We start from the raw sequence: 22935 nt of genomic DNA, 5'->3' as shown, positions 1-22935 counted from the left end.
TGTGTCTTATTTTTCAGCGCTGCTGCGCTCAATATTCACGTTCGGTCAAAGGTACAAAACAGGCCAAATGTTCAAGCTAAGCCAATCACTCAAAAGCCGCAGGAAAATGACTTGCGCCCTCGTCAGTGCATCGCTTATGACCTTACTAGCCGCCTGTAGCACCAAACCTTCACAAGTCATTGTTGCTCCGCAAATCAGTCAATCGGCAACCCCAATCTACAGTGGCAAGCAGATTTCGCTGAACGTTATTGACCTGAGAACCAGTAATCATTTAATTCAGATATTACGCAAAGGCAAGCCAGCGGAGTTGTTCTCACCAGCTCAGTCTTTACCTGATGCGTTAAACGCGAGCTTGAACCAGTACTTAACAGCGCAAGGGCTCGCCACGCAAGAACCTAATACACAAGATGGCGCAACGGCAATGACAGTGTCGATTGAAAAAGCCTTAGTTAGCGTTCAGCAATCCTTGGTCAAGTATCAAGCCAGCAGTGAAATTCGACTACTGATAAATATTACCAAAGGTGATAAAACTTACAGCCAAGTACTCACCTCAAAAGGTAAAAGTAACGGCCCAATTAGCGCAGATGTGGCGGTATTAGAGCGTGACCTCAATCAACAGCTCGGTAAAGTAATTAGCGATCTCGCCAATCACCCCGAACTGATTGCATTTATGCAAAACAACCATTAATAGCAGCACTTAGGGAGTAAGCATGTTCAAACTATTTATCGCCACGATTTTATTGATGCTTAGCACCATGACGAGTGCAAAAAATTTAGCCATTGACCCAGATAATTTATTTCCAAAAGTAAAATTGGAAACCTCGAAGGGGGACATTATCGTCGAGCTAGATCGGGTCAAAGCGCCGCTAACCGTCGATAACTTTTTGACGTACGTTGTCCAAGGAGACTTTGATAACACCATTTTTCACCGCGCCATCGAAGACTTTATCGTGCAAGGTGGCGGCTACGACAAAGACTTTACACACCTAAAAACACTGCCCGATATCGTCAATGAGTCAGGCAATGGTTTAAAAAATGAAGCAGGCACCATCGCCATGGCCAAAGAAAGCCGCCCTCATACCGCGAATCGCCAGTTTTTCTTCAACTTAGCTGACAACACCAATTTAGATCCTGGTCGTCAATGGGGCTATGCCGTATTTGGCAGTGTAGTTGAAGGTATGGAAGTCGTTGAGGCGATGGGCAGCTCGCCAACGGCATACCATGAGCTGACCGGCTGGGACGATGTGCCCGTTGAACCAATGATGCTTATCAAGGCAACATTGCTTCCCGCAGAGTAAGCTAGCTGTTCGCGGCCCCACACTCCCCCTCTAACCTTGATGGTGCTCAATGAATGAGTACCATCAAGATGGCATCTCACTACACCCCAACTTCTTACCGCAACGTCGTTTGTCTTTACAAGGCATTAACATCATAGCGCATCAGTACAGATCTCGCTTTTCTGCTATATCGATCAGCGACAATCGAAGCAAAAAAAGTAAAAGTTTGTTATATATCAAACTTTTATACCTGACAAGTGTCAAGATTGTATGATAATTTAGCCCCTTACTTTGACAACTGTCAGATGTTGGTCAATAACTAAGTTAAATAATAATCATTATCGAGCCTAATACTGAAGCGGCTTTTCTAAACAATACTTATATCGTTGGCAAGAGTAATCATCATGATAATTGAGCAGTTTATCAATGAAAAAATTAAGCAGATCCAGGCCTATATAACGGCCGTTTTTGAGCGCACACTTCACTATACCGAGCTCGACAAGTTTATTGTCGATACCATGGAAGAGTGGACATTATATAGTGTTAATGACGAAACCCCAGGTAATGCCAAAGAGCGTGTATTTTGGCACTTAATGCACGAGATTAGCTTACATGGTGCACAAGCGCTCAATACCGATTTATTCTTTAAAAGCGAAATCAATACATGCTTGGATTTTTTCGCCGATAAAGGCAGCTACCCAATAGATTGCGTGGGCTGGCGCCCTTTGCCCTAAACAGCACTCACTATTACTAACCCAATAACAATAATCGCTTTTTTCCACTAGCACAGTTTGATAGGCTTAGCGCTCTATTCTCAACTCTAGTGCCGTATGCCCGCTCGCTCGTTATTTCAATCCCTGCGCTACTTTCAAGATCGCCGTTTACTTACCGTTTTTTGCTTTGGCATTGCCAGTGGCTTTCCTTGGGTAATGATAGGCTCAGCCATGACTGGCTGGCTAAAAGACGAAGGGTTATCGCGCTCGAGCATTGGCTTGTTTGGGCTTATTTTTGTCGCCTACAGTATTAATTTCTTGTGGTCTCCCTTGGCCGATCGGCTCAAAATCCCTCTGCTCACCGCCAAGCTTGGGCTTAGACGCAGTTGGATATTCACGACGCAATTATTCATTTGTTTATGTGCGCTGCAACTCAGCACACTGGATGTAACCAACCAGTTAAGCCTAATGGCGCTGTTTGGTTTGTGTCTGGCAGTCAGTGGTGCCACTCAAGATATCGCTATCGACGCCTACCGCATTGATATTTTAAGCCAAGGCGAAGACCACAGTAATGAATTAATGGCCGCAGGCTCTGCCATGGCAACCGCCGGTTGGTGGACCGGATATGCTGGCCTTGGCAGTATCCCTTTTATTTTAGTCAGCTCACCGAATTGGCAATGGTCAGAAGTGTTTATGGTGCTCGCCTTGATGATGGCGGCTTTGTCGGTCACAGCACTTGTTGTCAACGAGCCAGCGAGTCAGCGAGAGCAAGCGCTCAATCAGATTCAGCAGGACTATTTGAGCGTACTGCCTAATTATCGCCGCCAAAGTATGGGAATTTTACTGCTTCTGCCCCTGATTATGCTCACGATTGTCTACGCCAATATCGACTACCCCGGCTGGCCTGAGTTTATCGATGGACAATATCAATTTGGCATCGCCAGTGTTGCGGTTGTCGTTATGATTACACTTTTTGCTCGCCAGCTGAGTAAACTTAATCAAGCAGTCGGCACAGTCAAGGTTAACACCGGTGAGCCACAAAGCCTCGTCATCCTCGCTAACAACAATAACACAGATATCATCGCTCGACTGACTGCTTGGCTACTAGCGACCCTAGTGGCGCCCATTCAAGAGTTTTTCCAACGCAACGGCGTGCGTTTGGCACTGTCGATTTTAATGTTTATTTTCCTATTCAAGCTTGGCGAAGCGTACCTTGGTAGAATGTCGATAGTCTTTTATCGCGAAGTGGGCTTTTCCAATGAAGATATTGCGTATTATTCAAAATTGATCAATTGGGGCACGACCATCGTTTTCTCATTGATTGGCAGTGTCTTTACCATTCGCTACGGTATCTTAAAAGGGTTGTTTATTGGTGGCATTGCCATGTCAGCCAGCAACTTGCTGTTTTCCGTCATGGCCGTCATGGGGCCAGTAAAATGGCTTTTCGCACTGACGGTATTTGTTGACGGCTTTACTTCTGCATGGGGCTCGGTGGCGTTTGTGGCACTCTTATCTGTGCTATGCAATAAGAGTTTTACCGCCAGCCAATATGCCTTGATGGCATCGCTAGGCACCTTTGGGCGGGTGATGCTCGGCTCATATTCGGGCATAGTAGTTGACTGGTTAGACGGTAATTGGGCGCTATTCTTTGTATTAACTGCGATGATGGTGATCCCGAGTTTGTTGTTTTTATACAGTATTCGAAAACCACTAAAAGCGTTAATCGAGCAAAACGAATCGACACCAGACAAGTGCAAAGCAAGCTAGGCAAAACAAGCTAAGCAAAGTAGGCAAACCTCTGCTTTTGCTCTATGATTAGAAAAAACAAAGCATTAACTACATGATTAAATTATTCTTTTTACTACCCATTTTGATGTGCAGCATTTGGTGGCTGTACCTAAATCAAAAAGGCTTCAGCGCGAAAGACGGATTGAAAGGGTTTGCCTTTATTTTGGGGTTAAACGGTTTATTGCTGGGCTTCTTACTGGTGATGATGTACGTCACGAATTAATAGCAAACACGCACAAATATCGCGATAACCTGCTCCCCTTATCAATCGGCACCCTTATCGCGATATATTGTTAAGTTTTAACCGCTGATACGGTAATGACTAATCGCTGTCAAATGCACCGCCATCATTGTGGTTCACTAAATCTATCGTTGCCGCAGCAGCGAGCATTAGCGGAATATCTCCTTCGTATTTGATTTCAATGCCATAGCTATCGCCTAGGCTAAACCAGCGTTTCGAAACATAAGCTATTTCCTCGCCATCAACACTAAATTGATATTCATGAGACAACAAGTCCCCTTCAATCGTCACTTGTGCTTTAGGTGTAGTTAAGACAAAGCGACTAGTAAACAACGGCCAAAAGCATTTTTTTATTTTGCAGCACTCGCCTGTTGCTAGCGTGATATAAAAAGTTGGTTTCCAAGCGATAAGTTTTTGCTTAATGCGGGCGACTTGAGTTTCATCAGGTAACATAAGGGTGAGCCCTTTTCGGATACTGAAAAAGCCTCCTTTGGCAATAAACGCTAACTGATCATCTTCATCAAAAATTTTAAAGCTGTCTCGAAAAGACAGTAACTTTTGCTTCATGGTATAACGCACAGTATTAATAATCTCCCTATTCTATTGATTGTTGTTCTTGTCAGTTTAGTCACTTGTTTTAGTGGCTTGGTTTAATGGCTTCACTTATTGGCTTGGTTTAGTTCAGTGACTTGAGTACTTGTTTGAGTTCACTTTGAAGCACGACCAGCTGCTGTTCAACCGCTGTCAGTGACTGTTTATCCTGTGTAAGCGTACTCCAATTACTCGCCCATACTTTTTTTAGTTCAATAGCAGCCATTTCTACTTTGGGATCGATTAAAACGCTAAGCTGTTCAATCAAACCAACCTTCACCCAGCCGATGCGCGGCGAGCCAGCAATGGGATCATCATCGTATACCGCTGCAAAAATATTTTGCTCTAGCTCAGCAGTCGCAATAATCAGTTCAAACGCCGCAGTTCTAACGGTTGAATTATGCTCACTTAACTCGAGCCGCCAAGTGTTATAAGCAAAGCCGAGTACGGCAATGAGCAACCCGACAATAGATGTCGCATAATACAATTTCAAACGATCATTCGAGATCATTTTACTTTTACCCCATCATTAGTTTTTTAGCTTTCACCCTGCGGTTATCCAGTGCGAACTCAGCTCCCATTCTGAGCGAAATAAAGTGAACTGCCATAGCAAACAGCTATACCAATAAAATACCTAGGCCAGCAAAGCACAGCACGAGTACAATAACAGGCACTTTTAAGCCTCTTAATAACCATAAGCCAATCAAGGCAATAGCGCCATCAAGCCAGCCGGAAATCGCCGACACCAGCACAGGTTGATAGAAAGCGGCTAACAGTAAACCAACAACGGCGGCATTAACGCCCGACAAACTCCCCGCTATTTTGGGATCAGCGGCATATGCTTGCCAAACTGATTGAAAGGCCAAAATAAGCAAAAAACCCGGTAAAAAAATCGCCAGCGTTGCCGCAATGGCGCCAAGCACAGGGGCGCTTTCTAACATACTCGCCCCTAGGTATGTCGCCAAGGTAAACATTGGCCCTGGTAAAGCTTGCGCCGCTGCGTAGCCAATCAGAAATTCACTTTGTTCAAGTGTGCCAGCGACCGCCTCCTGCAATAGTGGTAGTACGACGTGGCCACCACCAAACACTAAACTTCCTGCCACGTAAAAATCTTTAATGATTTGCACTAATTGGCTACCACCACTGATCGCGACGCCAGCAACAAGCAATACTGAAAAAGCGATAAACACTGGCCAGTTTAATCTTTGACGAGTGGCTGATGCTGTATTTCCCACTGGCGTATCGCTTGCACTAAAAAAGCTGCGACCAATAATCGCGCCACCAATGATTATCACTAGCTGCATTGCTGGTAATGGTGAAAGCACCAAAATGATCGCACTTGCCAATGCCAAGCATTGCTGCCAGCGCTGCTGACAAAAACTCTTGGCCATGGTCGCAATTGCATCAGCCACTACCACTACGGCCAAAAGTTTTAAGCCAGTAACCACACCGATGAAGGTTTGTGAATTCGCAAATTCTAAGCCGACAAAAAAGAGTAATAACATGAGGACAACTGACGGCAGTGTAAATGCAATAAATGCAGTAATCCCACCGAGTACGCCAGCGCGATGACAGCCAATGGCAAAGCCTACTTGGCTAGAGCCCGGGCCAGGCAAAAACTGGCTTAAAGCCACTAAATTACCGAATTCTTGTTGGCTAAGCCATTTGTGTTGTTGCACGAATGCTTGCTGAAAGTAACCAATATGAGCCGCTGGCCCGCCAAAGCTAGTGCAGCCTAAAGTCAAAAATCGGATAAAAATTTCAAATAGTGTTGTCATGACAATTGTCTACTTAATTACGCTATGGTTTTTCTATTGGAGGTTCTTACGACCAGATCAAGGCATTTTCTCATGGCTGAAGGCTTTTTATCATAGCTGAACATACTGACAAGTAAGGAGTTTGCGCAACAGTCTGCACAGCGTGAACTGATAAATTAAATCGGGCATGCCGTTAATGAAACCAATTTTTCACCGCTAGCCACCTGCTGTTGGCCAATTTCAATAAAACCTTGCGCTTGATGAAAAGCAAGCGAAGCTGGGTTTGCTGGCGTTAAATCTATTTCCGCACACAGCCAATGCAGCTGATGTTTGCCAGCGTATGCTTTTATTGCCTGATAAAACTGACTGGCGATACCCATACGGCGAAATGACTCACCAATAACAACTCGGTCAATATACAAAAAGTCCTTAAAGCGCTGCGCAAACCATCGATAATTAATGCTGTCGTAGCACTTACCATCAGTAAAAGCTAAAAGGAACGCCGCCACTTGACCGTCTAATTCAGCAATCCAAAATAATTCCGACGTCGTAGTGAGTAACTCAAGCCTTGCGCTATCCATCGGGCTTAACACCGCAACCGATGCTAAATTTAATGATAAAACGACATCGGCATCTGCCGCCGTTGCAGGGCGAATAATCGGGCTAGACAAAACAAGCTCCTAAGACTACTGATTAAATAACAACAGCCACTATGCGAATAGCGGCTAACCATGGCTAATAACTCTAACACTTCAAATCGTTAAGTCATACATGGCTCAGTGATAAGGATAAGGAATCAAGGCAATGTCAAAGACCAAGACAAAGTCAGGTGACTATTTTCGACCTTTGCTGATCATTGCCATTTGGTTTTGGTCTTTATGTGGTTTAATGCTCAGCGCAATGACGAGACCAGTACATGCCGAGCCCGTGCGCTGGCTAAACGGTGAGGGCTTTAGTGCCAGCGAACAAAAAACGGTAGATACTTGGTTGAATTTCGCAGTAAAAGCCACTCAGCAAAGTTTTGGTGTACTTCCCTTTAATACCATAAATTTTCGCGTTAAGCGCAGTCGTCAACATTCAGAGCCCGTCCCCTGGGGACAAGTTAATCGCATTGATAACTCAATTTTACTGCATATTTCGCCCTATTATGGGCTAACCGCGCTCAAAGATGACTGGACCATTTATCACGAAATCGCTCACCTTTACTTACCCTTCCTAGACGATCACGACACTTGGCTAAGCGAAGGTTTTGCCACTTATGTGCAACATATTACGATGATGCAGGCGAAGGTGTTAACTGAGCAACAAGCATTGGCGAGGATAAACGCCGGGTTTGGTCGTGGTAAAGCCAATACAAGCAAAGCACGAGGGCCACTATTTCGCGTGAGTGACAAGATGCACAGCAAAAGCGCGTACATGCGCGTGTATTGGTCAGGAGCTGCCTATTTTATGGAAGCCGATACCGCTTTGCAAAAGCAGGGGAAAAACTTGGTTGAGATTATTGCCCAATACGCAAAATGTTGCTTAACCATGGATGGTACAGGCCGAGATTTAACCAAAGCTTTAGATCGCATTAGCAACTCTGCCATATTCTCGAAACTTTATCAGACCTATCGCAATCGCGCTGATTTCCCGGTTATCGACGAGTCAGAAACAATAAAGTTACTCAAGTTTTATCAAACGAACCAGCTCGCATTGACGCGCTAAAAAACCTCTGTACGTAACTAAAAAATCAAGTGTTTTATGAGGCTATTTTCTCTGGGTATAACCGTTATCCATTAATCATCATGACAAACTGAAATCTCGCATGTAATATTAGATATGTAATTACATTATTATTTTCAACACAGATAACTTTACAACACTGGTAACTTTACACAATATAACCAAGCTGAGGTTCATATGGCACACAATGACAACGCTATGCTAAACAATGCAAATGAAGACACATCAACAGAGCAGCTATCACTAGCTGAGCAACTGGCCAACGCGCAGCAAGAAATCGCGGATTTAAAGCTGCAGCTACTGTGGATGGAACGCAGCTACGAATAACCTAAGGCTGCGAATAGTGAAGCAGTGACTAGCTAAAAACATAAAACAAAGAAAAGCTAACAAGAAAACTTACAAACTGACTTTCAACAAAGACTTGCTCGCTGAAATGAAGGCAGATAAGTTCCTGTGATTGAATTCACTAACTAACTCACTCATACCAATGAGTGAGTTTTTATGTATTGAAAGCACAGTAAATAGCTAGGTAGCCACCTACCAACTAGTATCGGCAATAATGCTATCTGCGGCTGCTAAATGTGAATAAAGCTGTTGCACAGAGTCAATGTCACCTTTGAAATCGCCCCATGAACCGACTAAACCACTGGCTTGAATATCACGTCGAATGGGCAGTTCGTGGTTAATATCAGCATACATTTCCTGTGCCTGCTCAGTCAGTAAAAACTCAATAAAAGCTTGCGCATTTTGCTTGTTTTTCGCGGCGCTAGTAATTGCTGCACCACTGATATTAACGTGTGTTCCCGCACCTGCTTGCTCTGGCCAGATAACGCCGAGGTTGGCATACACCTCACGATCTTGCTGCGACGCGCTCTGTGACATCATGCCGTAGTAATAACTGTTCGCGATGGCTAAATCACATTTCCCGCTGTTTATATTGCGCAACTGATCGCGATCCCCCCCAGTTGGGCGCATCGCCAAGTTTGCCACGAGTCCTTGCGTCCAACGCTTCGCCGACGCTTGGCCGTGCAAAGCAACAAAGCTTGCTAGCATTGATCGATTGTAAATATGGCTGCCTTTGCGCGTGCAAATACGCCCTTGCCATTGGCTAGCAGTTAAGTCTCGATAACGAGTGATGGATGCCGGGTTAACTTTATCCCTAGCATAGAAAATTGCTCTTGCCCTGATCGACAGGCCATGCCAATAACCTTGTCGGTCTCGCAACGGTGCAGGGACGTGCGTTTTAAGATAAACCGAGTCAATCGGCTGCAACAGCCCAAGCTGTTTCGCTTTTTCTAAACGCGCAACATTTGTTGTCAGTAACACGTCGGCAAAGCTGTTATCACCATCCTTGATTAGGCGGTTTAATAATTTGTCCGCTTTGCCACTCACGACATTCACTTTGATCCCCGTGGCTTGAGAAAAGCGCTCGATAATCGGCGCAATTAATTTGGCTTCGCGAAAAGAATAGACATTAACCGACTCGATCTCTTCGCCATGCGCTTTAACAACAACTAGCGACCACGCTAGCACTGCAGTGAGCAATAACTTCATACAATCAACTTCCAACTTGCGTAACCTAAGCATGAGTAACGGAACATTAGTATCGGAGCCTCAATAAACAAGTACTTTTGTCTTGTGCTCTTTTCTGCCAGTTTTCGCAGCGGCAACTAGCGCTATTGAAAAAACTGACGACATCAAAAATAAACTTTATAACCATGTAAACAAGTGAATGGTTACTACTTTTTGCTCAACGCTCAGGTTCAGTAGATTAAATAAAAACCAAAGCATATTAATGATAACTATTATCATTTACAAGCTGTATTGATTACCTTATTATCCTTTCACCATGATGTCCTGTGACAACCTATCGTTGTCTTCCAGCTAACCTATACCGCAACCCCTATGTTAAAACTGCTTAATCACTACAAGAGTATCCTGCTAACACTAGTAATTGGTGTGGTGATGGCTTGCTCAGCATTTGCAGTGATCAAGTATTATGAACGCCAGCAACTCGCTGATCAGTTTCATGCCAAATTTACCGACAAAGTCACCGGGTTATCGCAAGCGATTATTGCAATTGAGAAAGTGCTAATCGCCAGCCAACAAATGATCGAAGTCTACCCTGCACTAAGCCGTACACAGTTTGCTCAATTGATCAATGAAGAGTTACTCGCCAGTACGGTTATCCAGGGCGTGCAGTGGGCTCCCTTTGTGCCTAACACGAGCATCAAAGCTTTTGAACAACAAATGCAAAGCTCAGGAATATTCGACTACCGCATTCACCATGTAAATAATAAACAGCGCTGTAACAACAGCTCATCTGCGGGTATTTTTGCAATCGCTTATGCCGAACCAGCAGCAACACTAGGGCATGAGTTAGGTTTAGATCTTAGCTCTGACTGTCAACTCAACCATGATATGCAGCAGGCAGTGAATGAGAATCGCATTACCACCAGTCATTTCGCCACAGAGCAAGGAGAAGTGGGTGTACGCTTGTTTGTACCTGTTGTGCAAAAGGAAAGGCACTTGGGCTTTATTGTTGGCCTCGTGATGATCAACCAGCTCGTGGATAGCCTGTGGGGAAACTTGACCCAGTCAGATAACTTCGTACTGACGATGCACAATAAAGTAGCGGGTGATAAAGGTATTACCCTGAATAACCTATACGACTCCCAATGGCTAAATCACTGTGACAAGGCCAACAATTGCGCTGAATCAGCCCCCATTTTCACTGAAACCGCGACGGTGCCATTTGCTAATCAACAATGGTTGTTCAAGTTTAGTCAACAAAATCTAAGCGACAAAGAAAATTACTACGCCTATCTCGCGGCCTTACTACTTATGCTAATTACAGGTGGCTTGGGCTACTACCTGTATACCAATATTAATCGCATTAAATGGGCAAACGCCCTAGTGGAAGAAAAAACGGCCTCGCTAAAGTTTCAGGCAACCCACGATCAACTCACAGGTCTGCTTAATAAAAAATCGCTGTTTGATTACTTGAGCGCGCGTATCGATAGCAGCGAATCATCCACCAGTCCAACATCTTTTAGCGTACTCTTTATCGATTTAGATCACTTCAAGCGCATCAATGACACTATGGGACATATCGTTGGCGATCAAATTCTGCAACAGGTTGCCAAGCGCATCCGCACTAATAGCCGCTCACAAGACTTACTATTTCGCTTTGGTGGTGATGAATTTGTGGTTGTATTACAAAATATCCAAGCACAACAACAAGTCACTGAAGTGGCTCAGCGCTATCTTGACGCATTGAAAAAACCGTACGAATTACACAGCAACCATTACACAATTGGCGCGAGTATTGGCGCAACAACCATTAACAATGCTGACTTTAACCCAGAAGATATCCTGCGAAATGCTGATATTGCGATGTATCAAGCGAAAGATTCTGGCCGTGGTCAGGTCATTTTTTTCCATCATAAAATGTACGATGATGTGGTGCATTTACACCGATTAGAGTTCGACTTAGAGCAAGCGATTCGCGACGACCAATTTGTGCTGTATTACCAACCAATATTTAACAGCACTCAGCAATTAGTGGGCTTTGAGGCACTGGCTCGTTGGCAGCACCCAAGTAAAGGGCTAGTCATGCCATTGGATTTTGTGCCTTTAATTGAGAAAACTAACAAGATAAAAGCGTTTGGTGCATTAATTGCCAAAAAAGCAATTCGCCAATTGGCTAAGCACGTCGACTATTATGGGCAAAACAACTGCCCTTACATCAGTATTAATGTATCGGCATTACAATTGGCGGATAGTGATATTGTCGATCTGATCGCCAAGCAACTTGCGCATTATCAACTGCCCCCGAAATTACTGGCTATCGAGCTAACGGAATCGGCATTGATCAACAATCACCAGCTCGTGCAAACCCATTTGATGCAGTTAAGCGCTATGGGCGTAAAAGTGTATTTAGATGACTTTGGGACGGGTTATTCGTCGCTGTCACTGCTGCAACACTTGCGCATTGACGTATTAAAAATTGATCGGTGTTTTATTGCCGCGTTAGGCGATAAAACCCCCGAAGCTGAGAATTTGGTCAAGGCTATTATTCACATGGCCCAGGCACTGCACATGGAAGTGATTGCCGAAGGTATCGAAGACACCAACGCCATCGCGCAACTTACTCAATTTGGCTGTCACGCTTTTCAAGGTTATTACTTCGCTAAACCGCTTGCTGAGCCGCAACTGGCGAAATTTATGCAGCCGCGGTTGCTGCCCTTAGCACCAACGACGCAGCAAGCGGGCTGATGCTAATGGCCGCAAACAATAACTATTAAGGCAAATGCTCCGTCGCTAAATAATCGCGTGATTGCATTTCCTGCAAGCGGCTTAAACAGCGTTTAAACTCGAACTCTAAACCGCCGTGACTGTATAGATGTTCCATCGCCACTTGAGCCGAAATAATCAATTTGACTTTACGCTCGTAAAACTCATCGACCAACGCGATAAAACGGCGTGCGGCATCATCACAATCGACGTTCATTTGCGTGACATTAGCCATCAGCACAGTGTGATAGAGTTTACTGAGCTCCATATAATCAGCTTGACTGCGGGCACTCTCACACAGTTCACTAAACTCAAAATGCACCACACCGTCTGATTCCTCAATCGTGTTTAGCTCGCGGTGATTAATTTCAATCACTCGCGCTTTTTCACCCGGTTCAACAGATAATTGCTGGAAGTATTGCGCTAAATTGCTGCTTGCTTTCGCGTCGAGTGGGTAATGATAAATTTCAGCTTGTTCTAGGGTACGCAGGCGATAGTCAACGCCGCTGTCAACATTCACCACTTCACAATTCTCGTTAATCAACTTAATGGCAGGTAAAAAGCGAGCCCGTTGCAAACCATTGCGATACAGTTCATCAGGGATAATGTTGGAAGTCGCAACAAGTGCAACGTTATGCGCAAAAAGCTCTTGGAATAAGGTTCCCAAGATCATCGCATCGGTAATATCTGAGACAAAAAACTCATCAAAACAAATAATGCAGGCTTCATTAGCGAAGCGCTTGGCAATAATTTTAAGTGGATCAGATTGCCCAGCCAGTGATTTCATTTCTTCGTGAACGCGGTGCATAAAACGGTGAAAGTGCACCCGCATTTTATTTTCAAAGGGCAAGCAGTCGTAAAAAGTATCCACTAAATAGGTTTTACCACGACCAACCCCGCCCCAAAAATACAAACCTCTAACCTTGTGTTGCTGCTGTTTACCGACCACGCGCTTCCAGCGATTAAGGACTTTTTTAAAGCCAGTGACAGGCAAGGGTTTATTTTGTAAATCATCGAACAAACGCTGGAGGTGTTTCACTGCATTTTCTTGTGCCTCGTCGTATTGAAAATCTTCACGGGTGAGGTCTTGTTGATATTTTTGCAGTGGCGTCAGGTTAATCATGAAGGATAAATTCCAGCTATTACTTTTCGGGGCGTTTACTGGTTCAAGTAGCGTTTATTTTTCACATATTCTCGAGTTAAAAACGCCGCGCGCTTGAAAAACAAAAATTAGCAAACATATTCGCTATATTAGGCCAGCATTAAACGCTATATTTACGTTATTGCTAATGGTTGAATATTCTCACTAATTTTCTACACGAATACAACGAGGAACCTAGATATGACAGTTGTAATAGATATCGCACTTTTGTTAGTTGGCATCGTTATTGGCTTTGTTGGCGGCCGTTACTTATCGGCATCAGCCAAGGAAAACAAAGCACTGGCAGAAAAAGTCAGCAAGGGTGAAGCGGCACTTACGCAATACCAAAACGATGTGGCCGAGCATCTTGACGACTCAGCAAAATTATTAGAGCAAATGAACGTGACTTGTCAAAAAGCGATGAAGCAAATGGAGCAAAGTACCGCCCTATTACAACGCGCAACCCCTACTGACGGTGAAACAATGCCATTCTTCTCACAAGAAACCCAAGAGCAGCTGGCCCAAACCGTTAAACTGCGTCACGAGAAGAAGCCTGATTTTAGCGAAGAAACGGCTAATGAAGCACCGCTTGATTATTCAGGTAACCCTAGTGGCCTATTTGATGATAAGAAACAAAGTGTTACAAATGCCGAATAAGGTTATTTTGAACTAACTCAGCAAGTCTTAGTCTGTATATCGGTATGTACTTAATTCTGGTTAAGGAGTTTTTTTAAGTATGAAAAAATTATCGTTAGTGATCAGCGCCGCACTAATTTCAGGTTCAATAGCATTATCTTCAAGCCCGGCTTACGCCAATCTCCCTATCGTTGTTGAAGGCCAAACACTGCCGAGCTTAGCACCTATGCTTGAGCGTACCACGCCTGCGGTAGTGAGTATTTCGGTTAAGGGTACACATGAAGTGAATCAACGGGTGCCTGATGCTTTCCGATTTTTCTTTGGCAACCCAAGGCGCAACCAGCAACCGCAAGAGCGCCCTTTCCAAGGCTTAGGTTCAGGCGTCATTATCGATGCTGACGAAGGCTATATCGTCACGAATAATCACGTTGTCGAAGAAGCTGACGAAATTTTAGTGACACTAAAAGATGGTCGCCAACTAGAAGCGAAGAAAATTGGCTCTGACGCAGAAAGCGATATCGCCTTACTACAAGTTGAAGACGATAACCTCACCGAAATTAAAATGGCGGATTCAGACAGATTGCGCGTTGGTGATTTCACCGTTGCTATCGGCAGTCCATTTGGCTTAGGCCAAACGGTAACATCAGGTATTGTCAGCGCGTTAGGGCGCAGTGGCCTGAATATTGAAAACTTCGAAGACTTTATTCAAACCGATGCGGCGATCAACAGTGGTAATTCAGGCGGCGCACTGGTGAACTTACACGGTGAGCTAATTGGCATTAACACGGCCATCTTAGGGCCAAACGGCGGTAACGTAGGCATTGGTTTTGCCATTCCAAGCAATATGATGAACAACTTAGTAAATCAAATTGTCGAGTTTGGCGAAGTACGCCGTGGTGTACTCGGGGTTGCAGGGCGCAGCGTTAATGGTGAAATTGTCAAAGCCATGGCACTTGAAACCACACAAGGTGGCTTTGTTGAGCAAGTTGTCGCAGACTCTGCCGCAGCTGAAGCTGGTATCAAAGCGGGCGATGTAATCACCGAAGTTAATGGCAAAATGGTGAAAACGTTTGCGGAATTGCGCGGTAAAATTGGCTCAATTGGCGCTGGTAAAAAGGTGAAGCTAACGGTTATCCGCGATGGTAAGAAGAAGAAGTTTACCGTAAAGCTCAAACAAGCGAACACCGCAAATGTAGAAGCGGCCAGTTTACACCGTATGCTTGAAGGTGCCGAGTTAGACAATAATGCTGATGGCAAAGGTGTCGAAATCACGGAAGTTGAGCGCGACAGTGCAGCAGAAGCCGTGGGCCTCAAAGCCGGCGATATGATCACTGGTGTTAACCGTCAAGACATACGTACGATTGCCGAACTGCGCAACTACCTGAAAGACAACACGGGTGTATTAGCACTTAAAGTGGTTCGCGGTAATCGCGCCATGTATTTGATGATCCGCTAAGTAAGCCGTTTATTTAAATGAAAAAGCGCTGCCCTCCATTGAAGGCAGCGCTTTTTTGTACCTGCTTTTATCGAACTGGCTGAAAGCTTCGTTTACTCTTGATAATTGGCTTTGATATACGCCAATAAATCGCGGTAGCTCTTGCCTGGCTTGTTGTTCGCCTGCTCTTTGGTTGCTTGGCGCACTAATTGACGCAGCTTTTGGCGCTCCATCCCCGGACACAGTGCAAGTAGGTCTTCGACCTCCTGATTACCCCCCGCAATAACCTGTTCTCGCAGTTGCTCAAACTTTTCATGTTGCTTGCTTTGCTGTTGGTGTTTATTGGCGAGCACGTCCATTTCCGCGCGAATCGCATCTACATCCGTCTCGGCCAATAGCTTAGCAACAAAACGACTGTGGCGTTTCAGCGCATCAGGTTTGTTAAGGATTTTATCCCCCAACACCATGGCATCTTGCAGCTCTTCATTAAGTGGCAGTTTATTGCGCTTTGCTTTAGGTAAGCGAATAATAGTTAACGCCAAATCTTGCAACTCGTGCATGTAACGTTTGACATCCGTTTTACTTACATAATCTTCATCGAATTCGTCGATATCGTGGTCTAAGTGGTGCATAATGATCACAAATCAAAGTCAGTTTCCCGCTATTATACAGCAAATGTACAACAAACACTCTTAGGGCAACGCTTAACTTAGGCGTAACCACTCGCCAGCACCTCATCGGAAGCAAATCATGAAAGAAGTCGATAGCATTAACACCCAAATTGAACATGTCAAAGGTCGCGTTGAAAACGCGCTTACCCTCGCCAAACAACTTGGCGCAGACAACGCTGAAGTCGCTTTGAGTCGCCAGCAAGGGTTAAGCGTTAACACCCGTATGGGCGAAGTTGAAAATGTTGAATTTACCAATGATGGTGCGCTGGGCATTACCGTTTATAAAGATGGCCGAAAAGGCAGCGCTTCGACGGCTGATTTATCAGAAGAAGCATTGCAAAACGCAATAAAAGCGGCGGTTGATATCGCTAAATATACTTCTGTGGATGATTGCTCAGGCTTGGCCGATAAAGATCGCCTTGCCATGGCACCTGCTGATTTAGATTTATATCACCCTAAAGCGCTCACCACTGAAGCCGCGATCGATATTGCCAAGCAATGTGAAGACGCTGCTTTAGCAAGTGACGCACGCATTACCAACTCAGACGGTGCAACCCTTGCCAGTTTTGAAGGCTTTAAAGTGTACGGCAATAGCCATGGTCAATTAGTGGGTTACCCGAGCACGCGCCACAGCTTGAGCTGTGTGAGCATTGCTTCTGACGGTGATGATATGCAGCGCGATTATGCCTACACCGTAAACCGTGATTTTTCGCTATTAGACGCGCCAGAAATGGTTGGCCAACAAGCGGCTAGTGAAGTTATCTCAAGACTTCACGCTCAGAAAATTAGCACGCAGAAAGTGCCTGTTATGTTTAGAGCGGATATTGCCAATACCATTTTTGGTCACTTTATCGCGGCCATTAGTGGCGGCAATTTATACCGTAAATCATCTTTCTTACTCGATGCTTTGGGGCAACCCATTTTCCCTGAACACCTGACCATTAGCGAACGCCCTCAATTAGCAAAAGCATTGGCGAGTAGCAGTTTTGATGCAGAAGGCGTGGCGACCATAGATCGCGACATTATCAATAAAGGTCAACTGGAAACTTACCTGTTAACCAGTTATTCCGCACGTAAACTGGGCTTGCAAACGACTGGGCACGCTGGCGGTATTCACAACTGGCTGGTGACCGCGAATGGCGGTGATTTTGACGCTATGCTTAACCAGCTTGGTACTGGCTTATTGGTGACTGAATTAATGGGCCAAGGGGTAAATGTGGTCACTGGTGATTATTCACGTGGTGCCGCAGGTTTCTGGGTAGAAAACGGTAAAATTGCTTACCCGGTATCAGAGATTACCATCGCAGGTAAGCTGCAAGATATGTTTAAGGGCATTGTGTCGATTGGCACAGACACGGATATGCGCGGTAGCATTCGCACAGGCTCGTTGTTAATCGAAGAGATGCAAGTGGCAGGTAACTAAGCTACTCCTTTATGGAAACTGGGGTCATGAAAGCTAGGGTTATGAAAACTGGGGTTCAGTAAGCAAGTGTCCAGCAGGCAAGAGCTCTGAAACCAGAGCTCAGTAAATAAGCTGAGTAACTTCGTAAAACGAAAAGAGCGCTAAGCAATGCTTAGCGCTCTTTCTCTACTATATGCAGACTCGTATTAGGATAACAACAAGGTTGCGGTACCTAAAAACGCAAAAATCCCCACCACATCAGTAATCGTCGTTAAAATCACACTGCCAGCCAATGCGGGATCAATGTGCATGCGTTTGAGCATCAATGGAATAGTTACCCCGGCAATACCTGCGGCGGTTAGATTCATGAGCATGGCAAAGGCGATAATGCCACCAAGCGTCAGATCTTGTTTCCACACCGCGACAACCGTGGCTATTAAGAACGCCCAAATTAGGCCATTGAGAAAACCAACCGCAAGCTCTTTGTAAAGCAGGGAACGGGCGTTACTGTCACCGACATGGCCGAGCGCAATACCGCGAATAACCAGAGTTAACGTTTGATTACCTGCGACACCGCCCATACTCGGTACCAGTGAGTTTAATACCGCTAAAATGGCCAATTGGCTAAACAAGCCTTCAAACATGCTAGTAACGGCTACTGCCAGTAATGCGGTGATCAAATTCACGCCCAACCACACGGAGCGTTGGCGCGTACTTTTGATGACGGGCGCAAACGTATCGGCCTCATCGTCAAGACCCGCCATACTCATCATCGAGTGTTCGGCTTCTTCACGAATAATATCAATAACATCGTCGATGGTAATACGACCGAGCAAACGCCCTTCTTCGTCAACAACAGGGGCGGATAGCCAGTCATAGCGCTCAAACAGCGCCGCGACATCATTTTCTGGCATATCTGGAGCAACGGCTTCGATATCGGCGTCGATAAGGTTAGAAACCACGGTTTCCGGCTTTGAGGTGACAATTGCCGAAAGGGAAACAGAGCCAATAAAGCGATCATGACGATCAACCACGTAAAAACTATCGGTGGCTTCTGGCAGTTCACCTTTAAGGCGCAAATAACGCAATACCACATCAACCGATACGTCTGGACGAATGGTGATGGTATCGGTATTCATAATACCGCCAGCGGTATCTTCTTCAAAAGATAGCGCGGTTTCTACCCTCGCCCGATCTTGCGTATCCATGCTTTGCAGCACTTTTTGATAGACGCTGTCAGGCAGTGTACGCAGTACTTCCGCTAGGTCATCAACATCCATGCCTTCAGCAACTTCAGCTACCTTCTCAGGTCGCATGCTTTTGAGAATGCCTTTGCGCACCTCTTCATTGAGCTCTTCGAGCACTTCACCTTGATGATCAGGATCGATAAGCTGCCACAGGACAGGACGGCTTTTAACCGTAGAGGATTCGAGAATAAGTGCTAAATCGTAAGCGGGTAGTTGTTGCAGTAGTTTGCGAACATAAACAAACATACCACTACCAAGGGCTTCGTTTACCTCTTGCAGTCGTTGTTGATTATATTCTTGTTCTGATATTTCCGGCATAACTCACCCTGCGCCGACTGATTGACTGACTAACTGAGACATTGACGATATCGATGTCGCGAGTAACGATAAGTATGCTGCTAGTGGTTTAACGTTTGATGACAAGCTGACATCAATTTAAGCCGCGTAACACTTGTTACTGCATTGCCAGCCAGTGTATATGAGTTACCGTTATTTTTCAGCTTTTTATTGCGCTAAGCGTAGGATTTTTCAACCTTATTCAGCTTCGTCAAAGCGCTGGTTGATGAGTTCACAGATACTTGCCAACGCCTGCTCAGCATCTTCGCCTTCGGCACTGACAGTAACGACTTTTCCCTGGCCGCCAGCGAGCAGCATCAGCGCCATAATGCTACTGGCATCGGCTTGGTTGTCGTCAAGCGATAAGGTTATTTGTGCACTAAAGCGTTGACTGAGCTGTGCAAGCTTAGTAGCGGCACGCGCGTGCAGGCCAAGTTTATTAATGATTTCAATATCTTTGGATACGCTTGCCATGTGACTTCCCGATCTAAAACTAGGCTAAATTTAGGTGCTTTTGATGTCGATATCACGATGACGCGATTGCACATCTTCGCGTTCTTTACGGAAGTTGCCAGCCAGCAATTCAGCAATGTATACCGAGCGGTGTTTCCCCCCAGTACAGCCAATCGCAATCGTGACGTAACTGCGGTTGTTGCGCTCAAGATGAGGTAACCAAGTCATCAGAAAGCTGTTAATTTGCCACACAAACTTAGTAACAATTGGCTGGCTCGCCAGAAAATCTCGCACGGATTGATCTAAGCCGGTTTGCGTTTTCAATTCTTTGTCCCAAAATGGATTCGGCAAAAAACGGGCATCAAATACATAGTCAGCATCCGCTGGAATACCGTGCTTAAAGCCAAACGACTCAAACACCAAGACCATAGCACCGGTTTTTTTACCGAGAATACGCTCTCTGACTAAATCCGCCAATTGATGCGGTGACAATTGACTCGTGTTCATGTACAAGTCAGCTCGCGTTGAGACGGGCTCTAACAGTTTTTTCTCTAACTCAAGCGCCTGGTCAAGGGCAATATTTTGTCTGATCAAGGGGTGCAAACGGCGCGTTTCGCTAAAGCGGCGAATTAAGTCATTATCGTTGGCATCGAGATACAATATGGTCAGCTCTACCGCCGCTGGCAGGTAGTCTAAAATCTCGTGAACGTCTTTTGGCTCGGCAGGTAGGTTGCGAACATCCAGTGAAACTCCCACGTTTTCATACTCATTGATTACTGTATGAGTCAAGGCAGGCAATAGGTTTACGGGAATGTTGTCGACGCAGTAATAGCCTAAATCTTCCAGTACTCTGAGCGCAACAGACTTACCAGAGCCAGAGCGGCCACTGACGATAATGAGTTTCATAGTGTTTTCGCTTGTCGTTATTCCGCTTGCTTGATCAATTCGTAAAGCTCGTGATTAGTAGTGCATTTGCGAATTTTTTTATTCATTTGTTTGTTGCTAAGCAGTTTAGCAATACTTTGTAATGTGGATAAATGATCTTTACAGCAATCTTCTGGCACAAACAGGGCGACAAAGATATCTACCGCGCGATTATCAATCGCATCAAACGCCACTGGCTGTTCAGTGGTCATCAGCACGGCAACCACGTGATTCGTACCATTTAAGCGGCCATGTGGAATAGCAATACCATTGCCAATACCTGTACTGCCCATTTTTTCCCGTGCTAATAGGCTTTGTAGTAGCTCGAATGATGAGTGCTCAGGAATATGGTGGGTGGCAATATTACAAATATGCTCGAGGATTTTCTTTTTACTGGATAATGGGACTGCACAGGATGTGCAGTCCTCGGTTAGTATATCTTGCAGCTTCATAGTTAGTGCTGAGTGATTTTTCCTTTGTATTTAAGGATTTGACGGTCAAGTTTATCAATGAGCGAGTCGATTGACGCGTACATGTCTTGATTCTGGGCTGAGGCGTGTACCTCAGTGCCATTGAGGTGAACGGTTGCCTCGGCTTTTTGATTAAATTTTTCAACGGTAAGAACGACGTACACATTATTGATGTGGTCAAAATGTCGCTCCAGCTTTGCAAACTTGGTGTTAACGAAATCGCGTAATGAATCTGTCACTTCTACGTGGTGGCCTGATAAATTAATTTGCATAAGCTATTTTCCTCATTGCTTGAATACTTATAGTAAACTTTTTCGTTGATTTGACGGTGGAATAGATAAGGATTCTCGATACTTAGCTATAGTCCGTCGCGCCACATTAATCCCTTGCTCTGCTAATAGTTCCGCCATTTTGCTATCACTTAATGGTTTTGCTGGAGTTTCTGCTGAGACAAGCTTCTTGATTAATGCTCTGATAGCAGTAGATGAACATTCCCCCCCATTTTCCGTACTAACATGACTGGAAAAGAAGTACTTCAACTCGAAGATACCTCTTGGTGTGTGCATGAACTTTTGCGTGGTAACACGCGATATGGTTGACTCATGCATATCAACCGCTTCTGCGATGTCGTTCAACACCATCGGGCGCATCGCTTCTGGCCCGTATTCAAAAAAGCCCTGCTGACGCTGAACAATACAGTTTGACACTTTCAGGAGCGTTTCGTTGCGACTTTCTAAACTTTTAATAAACCACTTGGCTTCTTGCAGGTTTGAACGAATAAATTGATTATCATCCGATGACTTCATACTTTTGGTCATCGCTGCGTATTGCTGATTAATGGAGAGTCTTGGTGCAGTACTTGGATTAAGCTCTACCACCCAGCGGCCATTTTTCTTTTCCACAGAAACATCAGGGATCACATATTGATCATCACTTTGCACCACAGCATCACCCGGTCTTGGGTTTAACGACTGAATTAGGCGCAATGCTTCACGCAGCTGGTCTTCCTTGAGCTTGGTTTTTCGCATTATTTGACGATAGTCACGATTCCCCAATAAATCAATGTGTTCACTGATGATCAGCTTACTTTCCGCTAAATAGGGGGTGTCGTTATCAAATTGGTTAAGCTGAATAAGCAAGCATTCGGGAATTGAGCGCGCGGCAACCCCGATAGGGTCAAACATATTAACGCGCTTTAGCACGGCTTCCACTTCGTCTAGCTCTACGTCTTCTAGACCCAGGCTTTCTAAAATATCTTCGGCAGAAACCGTCAGATAACCCGCATCGTCTACGGCATCGATAATCGCAAGCGCAATGGCTTCATCGGTTTCACTGAACGGGGTAAGCTCCATTTGCCAGCGCAAATGATCTTGAATTGAGTCTGACGTTTCCCCTTGGTACGTGTAGTCATCACTACCGCCTGTACCAATACCAGAACTACTGACACCAGCACTAAAAGACTCGTCCCAAGTCGAATCGATACTTAACTCTTCAGGAATGTCATTCTTTTCCATCGCTTCCGTCGTGCTAACTTCGTCGGCAGTGGGCATGGCATCTTCCGAGCCGTCAGTCGCTGGCTGCTCACCGGTTACCGATGCAGAATACGCTTCTTCGATAGACTGATTATCACTGGTTTCTGTTGATGACGAGCTAGACTCATCCACTTCGAGTAACGGATTACTTTCGAGCGCTTCTTGAATCTCTTGTTGAAGGTCTAATGTTGATAATTGTAATAACTTGATGGCCTGCTGTAATTGCGGCGTCATCGTAAGTTGTTGACCAATTTTTAACTGCAGTGATGGACGCATTTAAGTCTAACGTTTTCCTTTTTT

The 22935-nt window shown here is 45.0% G+C and carries 24 protein-coding genes; 11 read left to right on the top strand and 13 right to left on the bottom strand.

Features of this window, described 5'->3' with window-relative positions:
• Position 1: 1 nt before the first annotated feature.
• The 5 genes from DXX93_RS03305 (at position 2) to DXX93_RS20760 (ending at position 4001) form a co-directional block, all read left to right on the top strand.
• Entirely contained in the window at positions 2-688 is a 687-nt protein-coding gene (locus tag DXX93_RS03305) for a YajG family lipoprotein (RefSeq protein ID WP_116006807.1), read from the top strand.
• A gap of 22 nt (positions 689-710) precedes the next feature.
• The gene (locus DXX93_RS03300; RefSeq protein WP_116006806.1) at positions 711-1298 is read left to right on the top strand and encodes a peptidylprolyl isomerase; all 588 of its coding nucleotides are present in this window, start codon (positions 711-713) and stop codon (positions 1296-1298) included.
• Between the two features lie 383 nt (positions 1299-1681).
• A complete protein-coding gene (locus DXX93_RS03295; protein WP_116006805.1) occupies positions 1682-2011 on the top strand; it encodes a hypothetical protein in 330 nt (109 codons plus the stop codon).
• Between the two features lie 96 nt (positions 2012-2107).
• Positions 2108-3757, top strand: coding sequence for an AmpG family muropeptide MFS transporter (locus tag DXX93_RS03290; RefSeq protein ID WP_116006804.1), 1650 nt, complete (start codon positions 2108-2110; stop codon positions 3755-3757).
• Between the two features lie 73 nt (positions 3758-3830).
• On the top strand, positions 3831-4001 hold the full coding sequence (locus DXX93_RS20760) for a hypothetical protein (RefSeq protein ID WP_181902129.1): 171 nt from the start codon (positions 3831-3833) through the stop codon (positions 3999-4001).
• Between the two features lie 99 nt (positions 4002-4100).
• Here the strand turns inward: DXX93_RS20760 and DXX93_RS03285 are convergent, their stop codons facing one another.
• From DXX93_RS03285 to DXX93_RS03270, 4 genes are all read right to left on the bottom strand, one after another.
• Positions 4101-4586, bottom strand: a complete 486-nt coding sequence (locus tag DXX93_RS03285; RefSeq protein WP_116006803.1) for an LURP-one-related/scramblase family protein — start codon at positions 4584-4586, stop codon at positions 4101-4103.
• A 109-nt stretch (positions 4587-4695) separates the two neighbouring features.
• Positions 4696-5121 carry a hypothetical protein gene (locus tag DXX93_RS03280; RefSeq protein ID WP_116006802.1) on the bottom strand — a complete coding sequence of 142 codons (426 nt, stop codon included), beginning with the start codon at positions 5119-5121 and terminating at the stop codon, positions 4696-4698.
• Positions 5122-5227: 106 nt separating this feature from the next.
• Positions 5228-6388 (bottom strand): chromate efflux transporter, encoded by a 1161-nt coding sequence (gene chrA, locus DXX93_RS03275; protein ID WP_116006801.1) that lies wholly within the window; start codon positions 6386-6388, stop codon positions 5228-5230.
• A 155-nt stretch (positions 6389-6543) separates the two neighbouring features.
• Positions 6544-7038 carry a GNAT family N-acetyltransferase gene (locus DXX93_RS03270; protein WP_116006800.1) on the bottom strand — a complete coding sequence of 165 codons (495 nt, stop codon included), beginning with the start codon at positions 7036-7038 and terminating at the stop codon, positions 6544-6546.
• 133 nt (positions 7039-7171) lie between these two features.
• On the opposite strand from DXX93_RS03270, the gene DXX93_RS03265 reads away from it, so the two are divergent.
• Positions 7172-8074: a hypothetical protein gene (locus tag DXX93_RS03265; RefSeq protein WP_116006799.1), complete on the top strand. Its 903-nt coding sequence runs from the start codon at positions 7172-7174 to the stop codon at positions 8072-8074.
• A gap of 195 nt (positions 8075-8269) precedes the next feature.
• Positions 8270-8419, top strand: coding sequence for a hypothetical protein (locus DXX93_RS20755; RefSeq protein ID WP_181902128.1), 150 nt, complete (start codon positions 8270-8272; stop codon positions 8417-8419).
• A gap of 210 nt (positions 8420-8629) precedes the next feature.
• Here the strand turns inward: DXX93_RS20755 and DXX93_RS03260 are convergent, their stop codons facing one another.
• Positions 8630-9646, bottom strand: coding sequence for an extracellular solute-binding protein (locus DXX93_RS03260; protein WP_181902127.1), 1017 nt, complete (start codon positions 9644-9646; stop codon positions 8630-8632).
• A 351-nt stretch (positions 9647-9997) separates the two neighbouring features.
• Here DXX93_RS03260 and DXX93_RS03255 point away from each other — a divergent pair, with 351 nt between their 5' ends.
• Positions 9998-12370: a bifunctional diguanylate cyclase/phosphodiesterase gene (locus tag DXX93_RS03255; RefSeq protein ID WP_116006797.1), complete on the top strand. Its 2373-nt coding sequence runs from the start codon at positions 9998-10000 to the stop codon at positions 12368-12370.
• Positions 12371-12395: 25 nt separating this feature from the next.
• On the opposite strand, the gene zapE is transcribed toward DXX93_RS03255, so the two are convergent.
• Complete coding sequence (gene zapE / locus DXX93_RS03250; protein WP_116006796.1) at positions 12396-13511, bottom strand: cell division protein ZapE; 1116 nt, start codon at positions 13509-13511, stop codon at positions 12396-12398.
• 219 nt (positions 13512-13730) lie between these two features.
• Here zapE and DXX93_RS03245 point away from each other — a divergent pair, with 219 nt between their 5' ends.
• Positions 13731-14186 (top strand): YhcB family protein, encoded by a 456-nt coding sequence (locus DXX93_RS03245; protein ID WP_116006795.1) that lies wholly within the window; start codon positions 13731-13733, stop codon positions 14184-14186.
• A gap of 79 nt (positions 14187-14265) precedes the next feature.
• Entirely contained in the window at positions 14266-15621 is a 1356-nt protein-coding gene (locus DXX93_RS03240) for a Do family serine endopeptidase (RefSeq protein WP_116006794.1), read from the top strand.
• 92 nt (positions 15622-15713) lie between these two features.
• On the opposite strand, the gene yjgA is transcribed toward DXX93_RS03240, so the two are convergent.
• A complete protein-coding gene (yjgA, locus tag DXX93_RS03235; RefSeq protein ID WP_116006793.1) occupies positions 15714-16232 on the bottom strand; it encodes a ribosome biogenesis factor YjgA in 519 nt (172 codons plus the stop codon).
• A 118-nt stretch (positions 16233-16350) separates the two neighbouring features.
• On the opposite strand from yjgA, the gene pmbA reads away from it, so the two are divergent.
• Complete coding sequence (gene pmbA, locus DXX93_RS03230; protein ID WP_116006792.1) at positions 16351-17694, top strand: metalloprotease PmbA; 1344 nt, start codon at positions 16351-16353, stop codon at positions 17692-17694.
• Positions 17695-17879: 185 nt separating this feature from the next.
• On the opposite strand, the gene mgtE is transcribed toward pmbA, so the two are convergent.
• The 6 genes from mgtE to DXX93_RS03200 form a co-directional block, all read right to left on the bottom strand.
• Entirely contained in the window at positions 17880-19238 is a 1359-nt protein-coding gene (mgtE, locus tag DXX93_RS03225) for a magnesium transporter (protein WP_116006791.1), read from the bottom strand.
• Positions 19239-19454: 216 nt separating this feature from the next.
• Positions 19455-19730, bottom strand: a complete 276-nt coding sequence (locus tag DXX93_RS03220) for an HPr family phosphocarrier protein (protein ID WP_116006790.1) — start codon at positions 19728-19730, stop codon at positions 19455-19457.
• A 30-nt stretch (positions 19731-19760) separates the two neighbouring features.
• Positions 19761-20615 carry an RNase adapter RapZ gene (gene rapZ, locus DXX93_RS03215; protein WP_116006789.1) on the bottom strand — a complete coding sequence of 285 codons (855 nt, stop codon included), beginning with the start codon at positions 20613-20615 and terminating at the stop codon, positions 19761-19763.
• 17 nt (positions 20616-20632) lie between these two features.
• Entirely contained in the window at positions 20633-21085 is a 453-nt protein-coding gene (ptsN, locus tag DXX93_RS03210) for a PTS IIA-like nitrogen regulatory protein PtsN (RefSeq protein WP_116006788.1), read from the bottom strand.
• A 2-nt stretch (positions 21086-21087) separates the two neighbouring features.
• Entirely contained in the window at positions 21088-21375 is a 288-nt protein-coding gene (gene hpf / locus DXX93_RS03205; RefSeq protein ID WP_116006787.1) for a ribosome hibernation promoting factor, read from the bottom strand.
• A gap of 27 nt (positions 21376-21402) precedes the next feature.
• Positions 21403-22911, bottom strand: coding sequence for an RNA polymerase factor sigma-54 (locus DXX93_RS03200; RefSeq protein WP_116006786.1), 1509 nt, complete (start codon positions 22909-22911; stop codon positions 21403-21405).
• Between the last annotated feature and the right edge of the window lie 24 nt (positions 22912-22935).

The sequence above is a fragment of the Thalassotalea euphylliae genome (genome assembly GCF_003390335.1).
Lineage (GTDB): Bacteria > Pseudomonadota > Gammaproteobacteria > Enterobacterales > Alteromonadaceae > Thalassotalea_F > Thalassotalea_F euphylliae_B.
Note: the sequence above shows the minus strand (reverse complement) of the source record. Positions and strands in the feature narration are given on the sequence as shown.

Excerpts from the sequence above, each read along its gene's own strand:
- DXX93_RS03280 (WP_116006802.1), bottom strand. The coding sequence starts at position 5,121 with ATGATCTCGAATGATCGTTTGAAATTGTATTATGCGACATCTATTGTC.
- DXX93_RS03260 (WP_181902127.1), bottom strand. The coding sequence starts at position 9,646 with ATGAAGTTATTGCTCACTGCAGTGCTAGCGTGGTCGCTAGTTGTTGTT.
- DXX93_RS03285 (WP_116006803.1), bottom strand. The coding sequence starts at position 4,586 with ATGAAGCAAAAGTTACTGTCTTTTCGAGACAGCTTTAAAATTTTTGAT.
- ptsN (WP_116006788.1), bottom strand. The coding sequence starts at position 21,085 with ATGAAGCTGCAAGATATACTAACCGAGGACTGCACATCCTGTGCAGTC.
- pmbA (WP_116006792.1), top strand. The coding sequence starts at position 16,351 with ATGAAAGAAGTCGATAGCATTAACACCCAAATTGAACATGTCAAAGGT.
- chrA (WP_116006801.1), bottom strand. The coding sequence starts at position 6,388 with ATGACAACACTATTTGAAATTTTTATCCGATTTTTGACTTTAGGCTGC.
- zapE (WP_116006796.1), bottom strand. The coding sequence starts at position 13,511 with ATGATTAACCTGACGCCACTGCAAAAATATCAACAAGACCTCACCCGT.
- yjgA (WP_116006793.1), bottom strand. The coding sequence starts at position 16,232 with ATGCACCACTTAGACCACGATATCGACGAATTCGATGAAGATTATGTA.
- DXX93_RS03290 (WP_116006804.1), top strand. The coding sequence starts at position 2,108 with ATGCCCGCTCGCTCGTTATTTCAATCCCTGCGCTACTTTCAAGATCGC.
- DXX93_RS03265 (WP_116006799.1), top strand. The coding sequence starts at position 7,172 with ATGTCAAAGACCAAGACAAAGTCAGGTGACTATTTTCGACCTTTGCTG.
- DXX93_RS03295 (WP_116006805.1), top strand. The coding sequence starts at position 1,682 with ATGATAATTGAGCAGTTTATCAATGAAAAAATTAAGCAGATCCAGGCC.
- DXX93_RS03300 (WP_116006806.1), top strand. The coding sequence starts at position 711 with ATGTTCAAACTATTTATCGCCACGATTTTATTGATGCTTAGCACCATG.
- DXX93_RS03200 (WP_116006786.1), bottom strand. The coding sequence starts at position 22,911 with ATGCGTCCATCACTGCAGTTAAAAATTGGTCAACAACTTACGATGACG.
- DXX93_RS03220 (WP_116006790.1), bottom strand. The coding sequence starts at position 19,730 with ATGGCAAGCGTATCCAAAGATATTGAAATCATTAATAAACTTGGCCTG.
- mgtE (WP_116006791.1), bottom strand. The coding sequence starts at position 19,238 with ATGCCGGAAATATCAGAACAAGAATATAATCAACAACGACTGCAAGAG.
- DXX93_RS20760 (WP_181902129.1), top strand. The coding sequence starts at position 3,831 with ATGATTAAATTATTCTTTTTACTACCCATTTTGATGTGCAGCATTTGG.
- hpf (WP_116006787.1), bottom strand. The coding sequence starts at position 21,375 with ATGCAAATTAATTTATCAGGCCACCACGTAGAAGTGACAGATTCATTA.
- DXX93_RS03240 (WP_116006794.1), top strand. The coding sequence starts at position 14,266 with ATGAAAAAATTATCGTTAGTGATCAGCGCCGCACTAATTTCAGGTTCA.
- DXX93_RS20755 (WP_181902128.1), top strand. The coding sequence starts at position 8,270 with ATGGCACACAATGACAACGCTATGCTAAACAATGCAAATGAAGACACA.
- DXX93_RS03255 (WP_116006797.1), top strand. The coding sequence starts at position 9,998 with ATGTTAAAACTGCTTAATCACTACAAGAGTATCCTGCTAACACTAGTA.
- rapZ (WP_116006789.1), bottom strand. The coding sequence starts at position 20,615 with ATGAAACTCATTATCGTCAGTGGCCGCTCTGGCTCTGGTAAGTCTGTT.
- DXX93_RS03245 (WP_116006795.1), top strand. The coding sequence starts at position 13,731 with ATGACAGTTGTAATAGATATCGCACTTTTGTTAGTTGGCATCGTTATT.